Source organism: Streptomyces sp. NPDC055140 (assembly GCF_053607285.1).
In genome coordinates this window covers 97,772-115,586 of record NZ_JBSGTG010000009.1, presented here as the reverse complement: position 1 = coordinate 115,586, position 17,815 = coordinate 97,772, and the positions used below count along the sequence as shown (strand labels likewise).

18 protein-coding genes are annotated in these 17,815 nt (G+C 70.7%); 9 read left to right on the top strand and 9 right to left on the bottom strand.

Features of this window, described 5'->3' with window-relative positions:
- Positions 1-71: 71 nt before the first annotated feature.
- On the top strand, positions 72-608 hold the full coding sequence (locus ACWFR4_RS19195; protein ID WP_453469682.1) for an RNA polymerase sigma factor: 537 nt from the start codon (positions 72-74) through the stop codon (positions 606-608).
- Positions 609-623: 15 nt separating this feature from the next.
- On the opposite strand, the gene ACWFR4_RS19190 is transcribed toward ACWFR4_RS19195, so the two are convergent.
- The gene (locus tag ACWFR4_RS19190) at positions 624-1,682 is read right to left on the bottom strand and encodes a PucR family transcriptional regulator (RefSeq protein WP_453653475.1); all 1,059 of its coding nucleotides are present in this window, start codon (positions 1,680-1,682) and stop codon (positions 624-626) included.
- Between the two features lie 79 nt (positions 1,683-1,761).
- Complete coding sequence (locus tag ACWFR4_RS19185; RefSeq protein ID WP_453653473.1) at positions 1,762-2,940, bottom strand: hypothetical protein; 1,179 nt, start codon at positions 2,938-2,940, stop codon at positions 1,762-1,764.
- A gap of 315 nt (positions 2,941-3,255) precedes the next feature.
- Here ACWFR4_RS19185 and ACWFR4_RS19180 point away from each other — a divergent pair, with 315 nt between their 5' ends.
- Positions 3,256-3,921, top strand: a complete 666-nt coding sequence (locus tag ACWFR4_RS19180) for an IS607 family transposase (RefSeq protein ID WP_453653471.1) — start codon at positions 3,256-3,258, stop codon at positions 3,919-3,921.
- Positions 3,922-3,925: 4 nt separating this feature from the next.
- Positions 3,926-5,791, top strand: coding sequence for a zinc ribbon domain-containing protein (locus ACWFR4_RS19175; RefSeq protein ID WP_453653469.1), 1,866 nt, complete (start codon positions 3,926-3,928; stop codon positions 5,789-5,791).
- 369 nt (positions 5,792-6,160) lie between these two features.
- On the opposite strand, the gene ACWFR4_RS19170 is transcribed toward ACWFR4_RS19175, so the two are convergent.
- Positions 6,161-6,907: a TetR/AcrR family transcriptional regulator gene (locus ACWFR4_RS19170; RefSeq protein ID WP_453469053.1), complete on the bottom strand. Its 747-nt coding sequence runs from the start codon at positions 6,905-6,907 to the stop codon at positions 6,161-6,163.
- Positions 6,908-6,968: 61 nt separating this feature from the next.
- Here ACWFR4_RS19170 and ACWFR4_RS19165 point away from each other — a divergent pair, with 61 nt between their 5' ends.
- Positions 6,969-8,393, top strand: a complete 1,425-nt coding sequence (locus tag ACWFR4_RS19165; protein ID WP_453469054.1) for a hypothetical protein — start codon at positions 6,969-6,971, stop codon at positions 8,391-8,393.
- A 15-nt stretch (positions 8,394-8,408) separates the two neighbouring features.
- On the opposite strand, the gene ACWFR4_RS19160 is transcribed toward ACWFR4_RS19165, so the two are convergent.
- On the bottom strand, positions 8,409-8,534 hold the full coding sequence (locus tag ACWFR4_RS19160; RefSeq protein ID WP_453469056.1) for a hypothetical protein: 126 nt from the start codon (positions 8,532-8,534) through the stop codon (positions 8,409-8,411).
- A 14-nt stretch (positions 8,535-8,548) separates the two neighbouring features.
- Here ACWFR4_RS19160 and ACWFR4_RS19155 point away from each other — a divergent pair, with 14 nt between their 5' ends.
- The gene (locus tag ACWFR4_RS19155; RefSeq protein ID WP_453469057.1) at positions 8,549-8,968 is read left to right on the top strand and encodes a hypothetical protein; all 420 of its coding nucleotides are present in this window, start codon (positions 8,549-8,551) and stop codon (positions 8,966-8,968) included.
- Between the two features lie 18 nt (positions 8,969-8,986).
- On the top strand, positions 8,987-10,084 hold the full coding sequence (locus tag ACWFR4_RS19150; RefSeq protein ID WP_453469058.1) for a DUF6183 family protein: 1,098 nt from the start codon (positions 8,987-8,989) through the stop codon (positions 10,082-10,084).
- A gap of 28 nt (positions 10,085-10,112) precedes the next feature.
- Here the strand turns inward: ACWFR4_RS19150 and ACWFR4_RS19145 are convergent, their stop codons facing one another.
- Together ACWFR4_RS19145 and ACWFR4_RS19140 are read right to left on the bottom strand one after the other, a co-directional pair.
- A complete protein-coding gene (locus ACWFR4_RS19145; RefSeq protein ID WP_453653467.1) occupies positions 10,113-12,902 on the bottom strand; it encodes a SpoIIE family protein phosphatase in 2,790 nt (929 codons plus the stop codon).
- Between the two features lie 108 nt (positions 12,903-13,010).
- The gene (locus tag ACWFR4_RS19140) at positions 13,011-13,442 is read right to left on the bottom strand and encodes a PPOX class F420-dependent oxidoreductase (protein ID WP_453468848.1); all 432 of its coding nucleotides are present in this window, start codon (positions 13,440-13,442) and stop codon (positions 13,011-13,013) included.
- Between the two features lie 143 nt (positions 13,443-13,585).
- Between ACWFR4_RS19140 and ACWFR4_RS19135 the strand changes: the two genes are divergently transcribed.
- Positions 13,586-14,095 (top strand): hypothetical protein, encoded by a 510-nt coding sequence (locus ACWFR4_RS19135; RefSeq protein ID WP_453653465.1) that lies wholly within the window; start codon positions 13,586-13,588, stop codon positions 14,093-14,095.
- A 24-nt stretch (positions 14,096-14,119) separates the two neighbouring features.
- Here the strand turns inward: ACWFR4_RS19135 and ACWFR4_RS19130 are convergent, their stop codons facing one another.
- Both ACWFR4_RS19130 and ACWFR4_RS19125 read right to left on the bottom strand, forming a co-directional pair.
- The gene (locus tag ACWFR4_RS19130) at positions 14,120-14,473 is read right to left on the bottom strand and encodes a DUF1330 domain-containing protein (RefSeq protein WP_453468850.1); all 354 of its coding nucleotides are present in this window, start codon (positions 14,471-14,473) and stop codon (positions 14,120-14,122) included.
- Between the two features lie 142 nt (positions 14,474-14,615).
- On the bottom strand, positions 14,616-15,152 hold the full coding sequence (locus ACWFR4_RS19125; RefSeq protein ID WP_116505047.1) for an NUDIX hydrolase family protein: 537 nt from the start codon (positions 15,150-15,152) through the stop codon (positions 14,616-14,618).
- A 299-nt stretch (positions 15,153-15,451) separates the two neighbouring features.
- Here ACWFR4_RS19125 and ACWFR4_RS19120 point away from each other — a divergent pair, with 299 nt between their 5' ends.
- Positions 15,452-15,919, top strand: a complete 468-nt coding sequence (locus ACWFR4_RS19120) for a nuclear transport factor 2 family protein (protein WP_453468851.1) — start codon at positions 15,452-15,454, stop codon at positions 15,917-15,919.
- Between the two features lie 182 nt (positions 15,920-16,101).
- Here ACWFR4_RS19120 and ACWFR4_RS19115 read toward each other — a convergent pair whose 3' ends face one another.
- Positions 16,102-16,689 carry a CGNR zinc finger domain-containing protein gene (locus ACWFR4_RS19115; protein ID WP_453469539.1) on the bottom strand — a complete coding sequence of 196 codons (588 nt, stop codon included), beginning with the start codon at positions 16,687-16,689 and terminating at the stop codon, positions 16,102-16,104.
- 85 nt (positions 16,690-16,774) lie between these two features.
- Between ACWFR4_RS19115 and ACWFR4_RS19110 the strand changes: the two genes are divergently transcribed.
- The gene (locus ACWFR4_RS19110) at positions 16,775-17,743 is read left to right on the top strand and encodes an alpha/beta fold hydrolase (protein ID WP_453469538.1); all 969 of its coding nucleotides are present in this window, start codon (positions 16,775-16,777) and stop codon (positions 17,741-17,743) included.
- The last annotated feature ends 72 nt before the right edge of the window (positions 17,744-17,815 follow it).

The following is a 17,815-nucleotide window of genomic DNA, read 5'->3' as shown; positions in this document are numbered from 1 at the left end:
GGTGTTGCGCCGGCGCCCGGCACCATGGCGTGGCTCACGCAACAGCTGCCGCGAAACGGAGACATGCGGTCATGGAGGACTCACTGCGCGCCCGGATCAGGGCGGGCGACGCCGACGCTTTCGCGGAGCTCTTCGACGACACCTCTCCCGAGGTGCACCGCATGGCCCTGCGGGCGACGGGCGACTGGGCGCAGGCCGAGGACGTCGTCTCGCTCACCTTCCTGGAGATATGGCGGATCCGGCAGACGGTGCGCCGCGAGGACGCCCCGCTGCGGCCCTTCGTCCTGGGCGTCGGCCTCAACGTCCTGCGCAACCAGTCCCGCTCGGCCCGCCGTCACCGTGCGGCCCTGGCCAGGATGCCCGCCTGCGAGCACCTGCCGGACTTCGCGGACCAGGTGGTCGACCGCATCGCGGACGCCGAGCAGGTCGCCGCCGCCCGCACGGCGCTGGACGGGCTGAACCGTGCCGAGCGCGATGTCGTCCTGCTGTGCGGCTGGTCGGAGCTCAACTCCGAAGCCGCCGCCGAGATTCTGGGCGTGGCACCGGGCACAGTCCGCTCGCGCCTGTCGCGGGCGAGGGCGCGGCTGCGGGCGTCCGTCGACGCGTAACCCGCGAAGGCCGGTTCAGAGGGCGACGGAGGGCCAGTCGAGGAGGCGCGCTCCGATCACCGCGGTCTGCAGCGTGTAGCGGTGGACCGGGTCGGACGGGTCGGCGCCGGTCAGGTGGTGGATACGTTCCAGCCGGTACGTGAGGGCGCGCACGCTCAGCGACAGCCGGCGCGCCGCCTCGGCGCCGACGCAGCCCGCGTCGAAGTAGGCGGTGAGTGTGTCGAGGAGGGGCTGCGCTCCCCCGCGGGCGTCACGCATCGGGCCCAGCACGCTGTGCACGAGGTCGGCCATCGCCTGGCGGTCGCGGGTCAGGACCGGGTAGACGAGGAGGTCGGCGGCCCGCAGGACGGACGCGTCGAGTTCCAGACGTTCGGCGAGGTTCAGGGCGTTGAGCGCCTCCTCGTACGACTGGACGACGCCACCGGCGCCCGGCTGCGGGCGCCCGATCGCCACCTGGCACCCGTCGGTGGCGGCGTAGGCCTGCTTGGCGAAGAACGCGAGGACCTCGTCCTGGTCGCCCGGGGCGACACAGACGAGACGGCCGTCCTTGGTGGTCAGCAGAATGCTGCGGTCCCCGAAGCGGCCGATGAGCGCGCGCTCCACCTCTCGGAGAACCGCGTCTCCTTCGTCGTACGCGACGGTTCCCTGCGCGACGGCGACCGCGTGCTCGAACGACAGGCGCAACCCGAAGTGTTCGGCGCGCTGGGCGAGCAGGCCTAGGTCACTGCGCCCGTACAGCAGGTCGTCGATGAATTCCCGGCGTGCGGCCTCCTCCTGGCGTACGGCGAGACGCTGCGCCCTTTCGTACCCCTCGGCGAACGCGTCGACAGCCTGCGCGACGGCGGCGAGCACGCTGTCGGGCGACACTGCAGTGGCCGGCCAGTGCGAGCGCGTCGCGTCCAGGTGTGCGCCGACCAGGGCGCGCAGACCGTGGCCCGTCTCGGCGGCGCGCTCGCCGACGGCGCGGCGGGAATCGAGTTCGTCGCGCGTCGGACGCCGTCCGGTGGCGGCGGCCGCGGCGAGGATGCGGACGTAACCGTCCAGAGATGCGTCGGGTATGCCCTGGTCCGCCACGTTCGCCCCTGGAATCTTGATGAGTCGTTGTCGTCTTTTTAGCGCAGGTCCGGGGGTGTTGGGCCAGGGGGTCCAGGGGTTACGTCCGCCGCGCGGGCCGGCCCGTCTCCCTCTCGTACTCCGCATCCGCAGCCTGCCCCAGCACGCGGTAGCGGTGGAGGTCCTGCGGATCGCCGGCCTGTTCGGCGGCCGCCCGCGCCGCGTCGAGGACTCCGTCCATCCACAGCCGCGGAATCCCCTCCAAGTGCTGTTCGCCGACCGCGAGCCACCGTCGAGCTGTGCCGTCATCGGGCGCGAGCGGAACAAGGAGGAAGCACTCCTTGACGAAGAGCCGCCACAGCCCCTGCCGCATCCCCTGCTTGTCGGGCGGAAGGTGGCCGGCGGCCTCTTCGAGCGTGCCCCATGCGCCCGGGGCGTCGTCGGCCCGCCGTTGCAGCCGGGCAAGGGTGAGCAGCTCGCCGGCCCTCTCCCCCGGCCATGACGCGTCACTGATCCCGACGGCCTCGCGCTGCACCTCAACTGCTTCGGCGAGACAGCCGAGTTGGGCGAGGTGGAACTGCAGGGTGTTCAGCACGTCCCCGGTACGTGGCTCGTCCGCGGCCCACTCCGTCATGAAGAGGCGTGACGCCTCGCGCTCCCCGAGGCGCGCGGCATGGTGGGCCCAGCCCTTGAGGCTCTCGTCGGCCGGGGTGGCCGGGAACCGGGCGCGTTGCTCGTCGAGCCACTCGTCAACTGCCTTGTCGGTGTAGCGGGTTGGACCCGATTCCGAGTCCGGCGCGATATCGCCGAGGATGCGGTCACGATCGGGGTGTTCACCGACCCGTACCGCCTCGACGGCCGCCGCGACACCACCGGTCAGCAGGTGGTGGATGCGGTAGCCGAGGCCCGTGTCGAAGCTGATGTTCTTGGCGGTCCAGTGCAGCCACAGATCCTCCACCTGCCGCTGTTCGGCGACCAGAAACCCCGCGAGCAGCAGGTCGGGCGCCAGACCCCAGGGGACGGCTTCCTGGTAGAAGGTGATCTGCTGCTGGAGGAGGAAGCGCAGGAGCGGCAGGTCCTGGGGCCGGTGGTCGTATTGGAGCGCCCACAGCACTCCGGAGCGGGCGGCGTAGTTACGGTCGATCACGCGACCGTCGCGGGTGCGGTCCGCGGCGAAGGCCAGGGCATGCCACGTCTCCGGATCCCGCCGAGCCCGCTCGAGGTCGCCCCTCGGCCCACGCAGCAGCCGCTCCTGCTCATCGGCGACACTCGCCGTCATCGGCTCCCCCTCACCCGATCCCGCCGATTCAATCAGCACGTGTCCCCTACCTGTCGACCGGACGCCGGACCAGAGCCTCGCAGATCGCGGGGCGGGCATCCGCGGAGTCCGCCGTCACCAAGCGCAGCTCCTCGCACCGGCCCGCCTCAGCGGCAGGGTCTTCAACTGTTGGGGGTTTCGCTTAGGGAGCTTCATGGATGCTACTTACCAAAGTGCGTATGGATCTGTAGGTCATTCCGCTCCGCTTCCCGCGATGGTGTGATGTTCGTACCGTTTTGGGGAGGTGGGTGGGAGCGGGGTCGTAGGTTTCTCGCCATGGAACTTCTTCGGTTGGCGGTGGCTGCGCGGAGGGTGGGTGTACATCCGGGCACGCTGCGGTTGTGGGCGAACGAGGGCAAGGTTCCGGTGGTGTGGGTGGGTCGTGAACGGCGGTTCTCCAGTGCGGCGTTGGATTCCCTGACTGGCGCCCCGGATGCGCCTGGGCGGCGCGAGGCGCTTTACGTGCGGGTCTCGGGCACCAGCGGGCAGGAGTCCTCGCTGGCCGCGCAGGAGGCCGAGCTGCGGGTCTCGGCTTCAGGGGTGGTGGTCGCGGTCTTCAAAGACCGGGCCTCGGGACTGCGGGAGTCGCGGCCGGGGCTTGACCGGCTGTTGAAGCGGGCCGCGGCGGGTGAGTTCACCCATGTGCGGGTCACGCACGGCGACCGGCTGGCCCGTTTCGGTACGGGCTGGTTGACACAGGTTCTGGCCCATCACCACGTCACCGTCGAGGTGTTGCATGCCAAGGGTGCGGCTGAGGGGATGGAGGAGCTGCTGGACGACTTCATGTCGTTGGTAGCCACCTTCGCCGGTCGTATGTACGGGATGCGCTCACGCGCGTCGCGTCGGCGGCTTCTGGCCGAGGCCGAGGGCCGAGTGGAGCACCCTGCCCCCGAAGCCGAAGCCGAAGCCGAAGCCGAAGTTGCGGGTGAACGTCGTGGCTAGGTTGATGGCGACGGCTTCGTGTACCGCCTTCCGTGGTGTCCTCGAGAGCAGCGGTGAGAGGGTCGGGCAGGGCCTGCTGTTCGAACGGGTCGGGTTTTTGGCGGAGTTGAGCCAGGAACTGACCGGTGCTCTGGTGGCTTCCCGGTGGGACGAGGACTCGCTGGACGTGCTGGCCGGCGGGGTGGATGAGCGGGGCGAGGGCCTGCCGTCCAAGGGGTGGATGGCGATGCGCCGTCTCAACTGGCCGCGGGAGGTCACGCCTTGGGCGGGGGTGTATGTGTCGGACCGGGTACGGCGGGGTGCCGAGGAGTACGCGGCCAGGACTCTGCGGCTGGCCCTGCACCGGCGCGCCATCGTGTCCGCGGTCCTGGCCAGCTGGCCCGCCGATCCGCGTCGGCGCAGTGAGGCGGAGTGGGCGGCGTTGCGGAAGCTGCTGCCCGCCGGGGTGAGCGATGCGGAGATCCGCAACCGCAGCCGCCAGATCCGCGCCTACGTGGCCGGGCACGGGAAGCTTCCCGCCGGATTGTGCGTCCTGGAGGGACCGCCGCAGGTCGGCGAGTTGGTGCTGCTGGCCGCCATGGACCGCCAGCAGGTCACCCTTCAGAGGGTGGATGAGACCACCGCCCGGCTGCGGGTCAAACTCCCCCTGAACGTTGTCCCCGCCACGGGCCGCGACTGGGCCTGGCACGTGATCGATATCCGGCTGCCCGGCACCGTCACCACGGACGCGGTGCTGCACACCCCCACCCTGCGCCCCACCGGGGCCGGAAGGATCGCGGTGGATCTGCCGCACTCCCGGCCCGCCCCGGCCGCCGCGGCGAGCGGGCATACCGTGGCACTCGGCTTCGACTGGGGCGTCAACACCCTGCTCACCGGCGTCCTCGGCCGCCTCACGGGCCAGGGCCGGACCAAGCGGGTGGTCACCGACGGGCGTCCGCTGGTCTTCGACGCCACCACGGTCAGTGCCGCCCTGCACCGGCTGCGGGACGTGCGAGAGCACCTCGCGGCCAAACGCGATCACCACCGGGCTCTCGCGGACGGGCTGGGTTCCCCGCACCTGGCCTGGGGTGAGCATCTCGACCGGGCCCGGGTGCTGGAGGTCGAGCACGGGCGGGCGTGTGCCCGGATCCGGCACCTGAACAACGCGCTGGCCTGGGCGGCGGCCCGCTGGGCCGTCGACCAGGCGGTAGCACTCGGTGCGAGTGTCATCTACCTCGAAGACCTCACCACCCTGGAGGCGCGCGGTCACCGCAAGGGCAATGCCCGTCTGTCCGGACAGGTGCGCGGCACCGTGGCCGAGGCGATGCGGCATCTGGGTGCGCGGGTGGGCATCGCGGTGGTCACCGTCCCGGCCCGCGGCACCTCCAGGCTGTGCCCCGGCTGCCTGAACACCCTGACCCACCACCCGGCTCCCGACCGGTTGGCCGAACGCGGCTGGAAGTGGGCGCACTGCACCGGGTGCGGGCTGTCCATGGACCGCGACCATGCCGCCGCCCGCCGGATCGTCTCCCGCGGCCTGCTCGCCCAAGCCCACACCACCACCGACCACGCCACCCACACCCGCACCATCCGCACCACCGTGGACGCCGCCGTGACCCAGGTCCGCCGCCCGAAGAAGACCACCCGCCGCCTGCGCCGCCAACGCCAGGCCGAACAGGCCACGCCCCGCCCGGACAGGCCGAAGACCAAGACCACTCCGGGCAAGGGGCGCCCCACCCCCAGCAGGCCCACCAGCCCTGGTGGCCGAGACCCCCGGCACACCGCCGAACAGGTCCCGGGCCACAAGACTTCCCGCCGTATGCCCGAAGTGCGTACGGTCCCCGCCACCACCCACCCCCACCGGGGTGGTCCAGCGTCCGGCGGGGCATGACACCCAGGCACCCGCAGCACTCCAGCCGGTGCCAGGTCATGGAGTACCCGCACCCCACCAGCCGGAAGACCATCTTCCGGCCGGCCGGGCGCGGCTCTCACGCAGAACCTGTCGACGACGCACCCGCGCCGCCGAGCGGACCGGCTTCCACCACCTGCACGCCACCCAAGTCCACCCCCTCACCCCGAGGATCGGACCACCGGACGGCAACCGCACACGGCCACGCCGCGCCCGAAAAGCCTGGAAACCACAGGCACACACAGAGTTCTAGAGACGCTTTCCGAGCCATCACAGCCGTTCGCCGCCGCACCCCCCCCGTCCACCGGTTTTCACCCGCGCCCCCGCCCCCGCCCCCGCCCCCGCCGGCCCCTAACACTCCTCCGGGTTCGGCAGACGCGCCTCGATGCCGTTGAGCAGGAACGTCAGGCTGAGGGCGAACTGCTCGTCCATATCGGGCCCGGATGGTTCGTCCATCCATCGCGCCAGCAGTTCGTGCCCGCCCTGCTCCGCCACCCCCCTGACCGCGCTGACCGCCGCGGCCAGCCGCTCCGGGGTGTCGATTCCCAGCCGGCGGCGCATGGCGTGTTCCTCGGCCTCCTGTTGTGCGCCGCCGAAGACATGCCGGTCGAGCAGGGCGGCGTACGCGACGGCCTCACCCAGTGCGGCGCCACGCCCGACGAGCACCCGCAGCTGGAACTCGGTGCGGCGCAGCATATGGGGACCCAGTGGGGGGCGGGTCGGGACGAGCTGCGCGAACCACAGGTGTCTCTTCGCCATGGCCCAGCTCTCCACAGCGATCCCCCGCAGGTCGGCGCGCCAGTCGGGGCCCGGCTCCGCGGGCACGGGAACCTCCGCGGTGGCGGCGTCGAGCATCAGGTCGACGAGTCCGTCCTTGCTCATCACGTGGCGGTACAGCGCCATCGGTGTGTACGGCCCGAGGCGTCGGGCGACCGCGGCCATGGTCAGAGCCTCCGCTCCGCCCTCGTCGGCGACGGCCGTCGCGGCCCGCACGATGTCGTCCCGCTCCAGCGGGCTCTGCCGGCGCTTCGGCGGCTCCGCACGGGTCCAGATCAAGGGCGTACCGAAGTCTCCGGCCGCTGTCCGCTCGTCCTTCATGGTTGCAGTTTATGTCATCAGCTAGAGTTTATGACATAAACGTAAGCGTGAGGAGAGCGTCATGAACCCAACCGCCGCACCCGCCGGGATCCGGCTCGGCATCGTCCGGGGGATCAGCTACGGCATGTTCGGCAAGCCGGATCCCTTCGTCCCGCAGATCCGGGCACTGGGCGGTTCGCTGGTGCGTGTCTACGTCTACTGGGGACAGGTCGAGCCGGAACCCGGTCGCTACGACTGGACCGTGGTGGACGCGGTGCTCGACCAGTTGGACCCGGCCGACGAGGCGTGGGTCACGGTCTGTTCGAGCTCGCCTTGGGCCACGCGGAACCCTTCGGCGTTCCTGCCGTCGTCCCCGGCACATGACACCGCGCAGTACGCGCGCTTCGTGAGCCACCTGGTGACCCGCTGCAGGGGCCGTGTCGACTACTGGCAGTGCAACAACGAGCCGAGCAATACGGGCCTCCTCTGGGACGGCACCGCGCCCGAGTACGTCGAGCAGCTGACGGCCTTCACGCGCGCGGTGCGTGACGCCGACCCCGGCGCGCGGATCGTCCTCGGCGGCTGCGGCTACGACGTGCTGTCGAGCCCACCCGGAAGCGAGGAGCGCGCCTTCTTCGACCACGTGGTGGAGCACGGCCGCGACGCGTTCGACCTCTTCTCCGTGCACCTGTACGGCGACCCGCACGACATCCCGGAACACGTGGAGACCGTGCGCGCGATGATGCGCCGGCACGGCTACGAACGGCCTGTGGTGGCCGGCGAGTACAACGGGCCGACCCTGTTCGAGTTCCCCGAGGCCCAGGCCGTCTTCCAGCAGGAGATGATGGCGGCGTTCACGTCCCCCGCCACCGGTGCACAGGCGGAGCCGCCGGACCGCAGCACCATGCGGGCGCTGTACGCCCGGGAGGCCGAACTCCCCGACTCGCTGCGGATGTTCCTCGAGGACTGCCCTTCGGAACTCGCCGCGCGCAGGGACCGGATCAACTGCCGCCAGATCGTGACCCGCAACGTTCTCGCCCTGGCCGCCGGCGTGACCCGCACCGTGTGCTGGAACCTCGCGCCCGAGATCCCCGGCTACCGCGACCGGCTGAACATGATGGGATTCCTGTTCGGCAAGCTCGCCCTGCTCGACTACGACGGACCGGCGCCGGCCGTACGCCACCCTTCGGCCGACGCGTTCGCCCGCCTGGCCGGACACCTGGACGGCGCCGACCGCGTGCGCCGCCTCGCGGCCGGGGAACGTCCGGACCTGTACGTCTTCGAGGTGTCGCGGAGCGGGCGCGGCCCCCTGGAGGTCATGTGGACGGCAGGGGACGTGTTCACCGGCGAGGACGAGCCGCCCACGCGGATCGAACGTCCCTGGCCGCATGCGGAGGCTCACGCCGTGGACGCGTTCGGGGTCGCCGTGCCGGTGACGCGTGACGGGTCGCTGGTCCGCTTCCCCGTGTCCGTGACCCCCGTGTTCCTGTCCGCCGGGCCGACATAGCCGGTGGACGGTCCGTCAGGCGCGGCCCGCGGCCTTCTGGCTCCTGCGGGACAGGGAGTCGACGACCACGGCGGCCGGCAGGACCGGAAACCGAGTGAATGCACTGCCCAGCCACCGCACGGAAGCCGCCTGCTCCTGCATGCGAAGATCGCCCGATGACTACTCAAGGCAGCGGCGGCCCCACCGAGTACGTACGTTTCCAGGCGGTCACACCGAACGAGCGGGGACACTTCACGGGCGTGTTCGGTCTGGTCAACCGCCTCGGCCGCGCGGGCAGGCTCAGCGAGGAGCAGGAACTCTTCCGGCGCGAGAACAACGCCTGGTACGACCTCGCGTACCCCGACCCCTCGAACGTGGACCCGACGGTCTACGACCCGGCGGTCAACCCCACCGCCACCGCCTGGTTCAAACCGTCGGCAACGCACCTCATGGAGCGCGTCGACGGCTACCTGGAAATCCTCGCCGCACACGGAGTCGAATGCCGCATGGTCCGGTCCACCGACCCGGGCCACGTCATCTACGAGGACGACGTCCAGGTCGTCGTGACCCGACGCGAACCCCGCCCCGTAGGGTGACCGACCGTGGAAGACGCAATGGATGACCTCGTCCCGCTCGACTGGGATCAGGTCGAGGAACGCGCGACGCGCGGTGACACTTCATATCTGCGGGAGTTGGGGGCGCGGCTCGCCGACCGACGCGAGGCCGCCGCCGAGCAGGCGCGGGAGTACGGACGCCACCTGGCCCATGTCGTACGCGTACTTGCTCTCACCCGCGGACGTGACAGCCTCACGCAGTTGCTCCGGCTCCTCGACGAGAAGCAGGCGTCGGCCGGCCTCCATCCGCGCTTCGTCGCATCGCTCCTCGCCGAGCACCAGGAGCCCGCCGACCTGGCGGCCGTCGTGTTCGACCGTCCCCACACGGACCGCCTCGACGAGCTGCGGGGCTGTCTCTTCCAGGAGTTGATACTTCGCGGCGTGGACATCGACGACTTCCGGCCGCTGCGCACCTGGACGATCGTCCGGCCGGGCTGGTCCGCCCTCGCATGGCTGCCGGACCGGCTCCGCGACATGGAGACCGCCGTCGACTTCCCCAGCCGCTCACTGCGCGGCTCCGCAAGAGGTGGCGGGTCGGGACTGCCCACCGAGGGCCGGATGGATCCGCCCACACCACGCACGTCCCGGCGTTCCGCCCTTCAGGACGTCGCCACCACGGCCGTGCACACGAGCATCGTCGCCGCCCCGGAGGCCGGGGAGTGGGGTGACCACGGGGCGTGGGTCTTCCGCCTCGAACAGGCCATCGCGCCGGAGCAGGTGCCGGCTCTCCTCCCGACCCTTCCCATGCCCTGCGTCGACGGGCTCGGCCCCACGGCCCGCTTCGAGATCGCGGCCCGCCCGGTGGACGAGATCTGGCGGCTGCTCTTCGCCACGGCGTCGATGGGGGGCATGTACAGCGAGGGCGTACACGGTGCCTACGGACGGCTCTGGGCCTGGCGTTCGCTGGCGGGCCTCAGCGGGACCGCCGAGGGTGCGAGCGCCGAGGACGTCGAGCGCCACGTGAGCCAGAGCACGTGGTTCCACTTCGAGGCCGACGCGGAGTGGTTCCACAACGACGCCTGCACCGACTACGGCATCGCCGCGCTCTCGCCCGACCGTCGCCGGCTCGCCGTCCTCGCCGCCACGGACACCGACTGATCAAGCGCTACCAGGGCGCGGCGCCCCCTCAGATCTCCGGTTCGACCCACTGATCCAGGAAGTCGTCGCCGAGGTCGGGTGCGGGTTCCGGCTCCCCGGCGTGCGGGGACAGTTCGGCCCAGATCACCTTGCCGCGCGGCGAATAGCGCGTTCCCCAGCGTTCGGCGTAGTGGGCGACGAGGAACAGCCCTCGTCCGCCCTCGTCGGTGGTGGCGGCCCGGCGCAGATGGGGAGCAGTGCTGCTGCCGTCGGAGACCTCGCAGATGAGGTTGCGGTCGTACAACAGGCGGACCTTGACGGGCTGGATGCCGTAGCGGATGGCGTTGGTGATGAGCTCGCTGAGGACGAGCTCCGTGGTGAACGCGATCCCGTCCAGGCCCCACGTTTCGAGCTGGCGCAGGCACGCGGAGCGTACGGGCGCGACGGCCGCCGGGTCGGAGGGCACATCCCATTCGGCGACTCGGCCGGGGTCGAGGAGCCGGGTGCGCGCCACGATCAGGGCGACGTCGTCGTCGGGCCGTTCCGGCATCACTGCGTCGAGGACCTCCGCGCAGTTCTCCTGCGGTGTGCGGTCCGCGCCGTGGGAGAGGGCGGCGCGCAGCATCTCGATGCCCGTGTCGAAGTCGCGGTGGCGGTCCTCGATCAAACCGTCCGTGTAGAGCACGAGTTGGGACCCTTCGGGCAGGAGCAGTTCGAGGGTCTCCATCGGGAGGCTGCCGCCGAGCCCGAGGGGCGGGGACACGGGGACGTCGAGGAGGGTGACGGTGCCGTCGGGGAGGACCACGGCCGGTCCTGGGTGGCCGGACGAGGCCATCGTCACGTGTCCGGTGACCGCGTCGTAGATCGCGTACAGGCAGGTCGCCCCGACGATCGCGCCCTCGTCCTCGCCCTCGCCCTCGCGTGCCACGTCGGCGTCGATGCGGGCGACCTGATCGTCGAGGTGGCTCAGGAGTTCGTCGGGGGTCAGGTCCAGGGACGAGAAGTTGTGGACGGCGGTGCGCAGCTGCCCCATCGTGGCGGCCGCACGTACGCCGTGCCCGACGACGTCGCCGACGACCAGGGCGACGCGGGCGCCGGGCAGCGGGATGAGGTCGAACCAGTCACCGCCGACCCCCGCCTCGGCCGGCAGGTACTGGTGCGCGACCTCGAGCGCGGACTGCTCGGGGAGCGCGCCGGGCAGCAGGCTGCGCTGCAGGGTCACGGCCATGGCGTGTTCGCGGGTGAAGCGGCGGGCGTTGTCGATCGCCACTGCGGCGCGGGCCGCCAGCTCCTCGGCGGTCGACAGGTCCTCCGACTCGAAGAACGCGCTGCTCTCCATGCGCCAGAAGTTGGCGAGGCCGAGCACGACGCCACGTGCGCTCAGGGGCACGCTGATCTGTGAACGGATGCCGTATTCCAGAATCCGCCGGGCCCGCTCGGGGTGCTGCTTGCGCCAGGCGCCTGCCGCGCCCAGATCGTTTGCGAGTACCGCGTGGCCGGTGCTCATGGACCTCGCCATCAGCGTCGAGGGGACGAACCGGATCAGTTCGCCCACCGGGTAGAACACGTCCTCGCGCGCGATGCCCGTGACCGCCGTGCGGCGCATTTCGGCGGTGTCTCCGCTGGGCTCGCCGCCCCCCATGACGCCGTCCAGGAGTTCGACGGTGGCGACGTCGGCGAAGCGGGGGACGGCGACCTGGGCCAGTTCCTCCGCGGTGCGTACGACGTCCAGGGTCGTACCGATGCGCACGCCCGCGTCGTACAGGAGTTGCAGGCGTTCCCTGGCCGCCTGTGCCTTGCCCGCGAGGGCCCTCAGCTCGGTGGAGTCCCGCAGTGTCACCGCGTTGCCGGCGGGCCCGCCGTACAGGGCGGTCGACCGCACGTTCACCGCGAGCAGGCGGTCGCCCGCGCGGTGCACCTCGTCGGTCACGACACGCTCGGTGACGAGGAGTTCGGCCATGTGCGGGGGGAGGCCGAGCTCCGCGACGGCTCGCCCTTCCGCGCCCAGGGGCAGTCCGAGGAGCCGTTTCGCCTCGTCGTTGGCGAGCAGCAGGCGGCCGTCCCCGCTGGTGATGAGCACGCCTTCCTTCACGGCGTGCAGGACCGCGTCATGGTGCTCGTACATGCGCGAGAGCTCGGCTGGGTCCAGGCCGTGGGTCTGGCGCCGCACCCTCTTGCTCACGAGGACCGAACCGGCCGTCACGACGAGTAGCGCGCCCACGGCAGACCCCACGAGCAGGGGCAGTCTGTCCGACACCCCGGCGTTCACGTTCTCCACGGTGATCCCGACGCCCACGAGGCCGACGACGGAACCGTCGGTGTCGATGACCGGGACGGTCGTGTTCACCGCGGGGCCGACGGATGTCTTGAAGGTGCTGGTCACCGTATGCCCGGCGAGCGCGGTCGCGAACGAGCCGATCACGTGCTTGCCGATCAGATGCGGGTCGGGGTGGGACCAGCGGATGCCCGTCGGGCTGAACGTCACGACGTAGGCGACACCGGTTGCCTTGCGGGTCGCCTCCGAGCTGGGCCGGAGCACGGCGCCGGGGTCCGCGGACTTCATGGCGGCCAGCGTCCCCGGGGAGTGTGCGAACGCCTCGGCGGTCGCGACCGAGCGCTGACTGGCCTCCTTCATGGCGGAGTCCCTGGCCTGGAGCACGAGTGCCGTGCCGGCCGCGACGACGAGCAGCACGGTCAGTGTCAGCTGCAGCAGAAACACCTGGCCTGCGACGCTGTGCACGCTGACGAGGGAGCGGAGGCTCTGTCCCCAGGAAAGCCGTGGCTCCCCGGAAACTGCGCCCTCCTGTCGGGCGGCAGGCCGCCCGAGGGACTGCGTCATATCCCCTTTGTAACACTGTGCGTAATCGGGGGCGAAGCGCCGGCGGGGGATTCACAGAGGGCAGCGACAGTGACGAGTTCGCTCACGAGGCGTGACCCGCCGAACGTGTCAGCCCGCCTGGGACCCGTACACACGCTTGACCGTCATCGTCATGAGCACCCTGCGGTCCGACACCATCACCGACCGGTACTCGTCCCAGTCGGGATGCTCGCCGGACGCGGCGCGGTAATAGTTGACGAGGGCCTCGACCTCGGGGCCGTTCGGGTCGGTTCCCGGTCCGACGAGCGTCACCGGGCCCTCGGCCGTGGCCCATGACCAGCCGTCGGCGCTGGTGACCTCCAGTGCGGCGCGCGGGTCGCGGCGCAGATTCGCCGTCTTCGCCCGCCCCTCGGTCATCGAGACGTGAAGAAGGCCGGCCTCTTCGTCGTAGAAGGGCATGACGGGGGAAAGCTGCGGCAGGCCGTCCGACTTGATCGTGGCGAGAACACCGAGTCGGCTCTGGGCGAGGAGCGTGCGCGGGTTGAACGAAGTGTCGGTCATATACAGAACCAAGTCCCGATCCGATGCCCCTATTCCCCTGGGACACACGCTCACCGGCCCGCAGGACCGGGCCCCGGCAGCCCCGCAGCGCGCGGATGGGAGACTGGTCTGCCGTTGAGGGCTTCGAGGGGATGGACGGGATCATGCGACGCCGTCAGGTGACGACGCACATCGTGGCACTGGTCATGGCGGTGACCGCGACAGCGGCCGCGACGGGCTGCACCCGCCTCATCGACGACAAGGGCCCGCTTCCCGCACGATCCGCGGAACCGCGCCTGTCGGCGGACACCGCGGTGCGCGAGCTGACGTCCGCGCTGGCTGCGGAGGGCGTCACGCTCGATCGGGCGCCGCAGGATCAGATCGTGATCGAGTGCACCGAGCGGCTGTCGGGCCGGGGTGAGTCGGCGAAGGCCGGCGCGGCCCTGAAGGCCGGCTTCGCCCGTGCCCGTTCCGACCACGGCTGGAAGAGCGGCCCGGACATGGGCAGCGCGTCTCTCACCCTGCGCAAGGGCAACTGGACGGCGGCAGCCACCCTCCCGCCCACCACCGCGGCGTCCCCCACGACTCCGGTCGCGATCATCGTCAACCTCGTGTGCGACGGCGCCCGCTCGAAGTCCCGCACGGACGCCTCCCCGACCTCGACAGCGTCCTGAGGGGCGGGCGCGTTCCGGCCTCGGCTACTCGCCCGACCGCCCCGCCTCCGCGCGCAGTTTCGCGGCCCGCTCGGTCGGGTCGTAGTCCGGTCCGACGCCCTCGATCAGCAGCAGATCCCCCTCGATGTGGTCGGTCCGCAGCCGCAGAATGTCCTGGTACGCGGGCGAGTTGTACCAGGCACGTGCCTCGACGAGGCCGGGGAACTCGATCAGCACCATGCTGCCGGGCCAGCTCCCCTCGACCACTTCGGCGGGCGGGCCGTGGATGACGAAGCGGCCCTCGAAGGGGTCGAGCGTGGCCTGGATGCGTTCCAGGTACTCGATGATGTCGGCGTGATGCCGGCGGCTGCGGAGATGCGCGAAGCCATAGGCGGGCACGGTCGGGCTCCCTCGTTCAGGTCCTCGCGGTGCGGAGACGAGGACCTGAACGTAGCCCGCGGGCATTCGAGGGGTCGATTACCTCTGAGGTAGTTGCCGGCAGGGCGTCACGGCGTTCACCGGCCGCCCACCCGTTCCATGCTCAGGAAAGGGCCCCCACGTACGCGAGGGCCTGCTTCAGGAGGACGCCGTGCCCGCCCGGCATTTCGTTCTGAACCACCTGTGACGAGGCTTCCTCCGGGGTGAACCAGACCAGGTCGAGCGCGTCCTGCCGGGGCCGGCAGTCACCCGTCACGGGGACGATGTACGCGAGGGACACGGCATGCTGGCGCGGGTCGTGGAACGGTGTGACGCCGAGCGTCGGGAAGTACTCGGCGACAGTGAAAGGCTGCAGGGACGCCGGTACGCGGGGCAGGGCGACCGGGCCGAGGTCCTTCTCCAGATGACGCAGCAGCGCGTCGCGGACGCGTTCGTGGTGCAGCACCCGGCCGGAGACGAAGGAACGGCTGACCGTCCCGTCCCGCCCGATGCGCAACAGCAGTCCGATGTGGGTGACTTCACCATTGTTGTCGACTCGCACCGGTACGGCTTCGACGTACAGGATCGGCATGCGTGCGCGCGCCAGCTCAAGATCGTCGGAGGTGAGCCAGCCGGGCGTGGTTTCGGTCGTATCAGACATTGGGCGATCGTACTTTCACCGTCTGCCGCGCCACGCACGCCGCTCCAGGCAACACCCCGATCGGGGATGGCCGGTAGTACGCGAACTCAGGCAAACGGCACCAGACTGAACACCGGGTGCCGTGCCGCCTCGGCGGCGACGCGCGCGTTGCGCACCCAGTTGCTCTTCGTCCGACGTGCCTTGCTCGATCTTGTCCTGCTCGAACGTGTCCTACGCGAACTTGTCCTGGTGGCCCACGCGCCGGAAGCCTACGTTCTCCTGTAGAACGGCCCCAGTTGACCATTCGAAGGCAGGCAGCCATGTCCACACGTCCTCCCCTCCCTCCGTTCACCCGCGAGACCGCGATCGAGAAGGTGCGCCTCGCCGAGGACGGCTGGAACAGCCGCTCCCCACAGAAGGTCGCCCTGGCCTACAGCGAGGGCTCACGCTGGCGCAATCGCGCCGAGTTCATCACCGGCCGGGAAGCGATCGTGGAGTTCCTGTCGCGCAAGTGGAACCGGGAGCTGGACTACCGCCTCGTCAAGGAACTGTGGGCTTTCGACGGCCACCGCATCGCGGTCCGCTTCGCCTACGAATGGCATGACGACTCCGGCCACTGGTTTCGTTCATACGGCAACGAGAACTGGGAGTTCGACGACGACGGCCTGATGCGCACCCGCCACGCGAGCATCAACGACCTGCCGATCGAGGAGTCCGAGCGCAAGTATCGCTGGCCGCTCGGCCGCCGCCCCGACGACCACCCGGGCCTCACCGATCTCGGTCTGTGAACTCGCTCCGCGCGACGTGACGGCGTAGCACCCCGCCGTCACGGGGATGGGACGGCGGGGTGCTGCCACGACGAGCGTGACTGTTCAAGTTTCACAGACTCCGGACTTGATCGGAAGCACGCCTCGCGAACGGACGGACACGTGCGGCCACCAAGGGCCCGCCCTCAACTCCCCACCTCCGCCTAGCCGTTCATGGTGCTCGACTTGTGGCGCTGGTAGTAGCGAGCCACGCGGGCGCGGTTGCCGCAGCGGGCGGCCGAGCACCAGCGGCGGCGGGGGTGGGCCGGCAGGAACAGCAGCACGCAGTCCTCGGCCTCGCACTGCCTGACCTTGCCGAGCCCGGGGTCGGTGAGGAGGTCGGCGGCGGATTCCGCCAGGTGGGCGGCGAGGCGGACGCCCAGCGGTCCGGTCCGGCGGGGGGCTGCTGTCACGGCGGCGCCGTCCCACGCCAGTTCGCGGACGGCAGGTGCGAGGCGCTGCGTCTCGGTCAGCGCGCGCAGGGCCGAGGCGGGCGGTGCGTTTCCGTCGGTCACCGCGCGGAGGGTGGCCTCGATGTGGGCGCGGACGGCGTGGACGGCGGCGAGGTCGTCCGGGCTCGGGGCGGTACGGCCGAAGTCCCCGGGGAGTCGGTCCGCTTCGAGGTCCAGCCACACGGCCAGCCGTCGCGGCGTGTCGATCAGGTCGGCGGGGCGGCCGTCAGGCCCCGTGGGTCGGGTGTTGACGAGGTCCAGGGCCAGGGGTTCGCCGGTCAGCGGTTCACCGTCACTCATGCGCCTAATGCTATATCCCGCCATTGACGCGTTAGAAGAGATGTCGCTATAACTAATGCATCTTCTCGCATCGGAGGCATGTGACATGGAGTCCCGGACCACACCTCGCGTCGCCCTTCCCGCCCGAACTGCCCACCGGCGCATCGACGTCGACGGTGTCGAGGTCTTCTACCGGGAATCCCTTCCGGAGCGCGCCGACGCCCCCGTGCTGCTCCTGCTGCACGGCTTTCCGTCCGCCTCACACCAGTTCCGGCGCCTGATCGACGCCCTGGGCGCGCACTACCGCCTCATCGCGCCCGACCACCCCGGCTTCGGTCACACGTCGGCGCCCGATGGGTTCGAGTACAGCTTCGACCGGCTCGCGGCCGTCACCGAAGGCTTCGTCGAACGCCTGGGCCTGACCCGGTTCGCCCTGTACCTCTTCGACTTCGGCGCGCCCGTCGGGTTCCGTCTCGCGCTGCGTCACCCGGAGCGGATCACCGGTCTGATCGTGCAGAACGGCAACGCCTACGCCGAAGGCCTGTCGGACGCGGCGCGTGACTTCACCGCACTCACCCCGGACACTCCCGGGGCCGAACAGACCATCATGGGCCTGTTCACCGCAGAGGCCACCCGCTCCCAGTACGAGGGCGGCACCTCAGATCCCTCCCTGGTCGCCCCCGAGGGCTGGCTGCTGGACCAGCACTTCCTGGACCTGCCCGGCCGCAAGCAGGCCCAACTCGCCCTGGCCTACGACTACAAGAGCAACGTCGCCGCCTATCCGGCCTGGCAGGAGTGGCTGCGCGAGAACCGGCCGCCGACGCTGATCACCTGGGGCGTCAACGACCCCTTCTTCCCCGAGCCGGGGGCCCGCGCCTATCTCCGCGACATCCCGGACGCGGAGCTGCACCTCTTCGAGACGGGCCACTTCGCCCTGGAGGACCACCTGCCGCAGATCGCCCCTCTGATCGCAGACTTCCTGGACCGCGCCCGACCCTCCGTGGACGGCCCCCGGCCGGAGCGCGTACGAGCCCTGCCGGGATCGCCGAAGTCCCTGCTGTCCGGGGCCTGTTGACAAGTGCCCCTCCCTCGCCCCGATGTGGTGATGGGCGGCCTCGCAGTACGTGCGAAGTGGACCGCGAGGCCG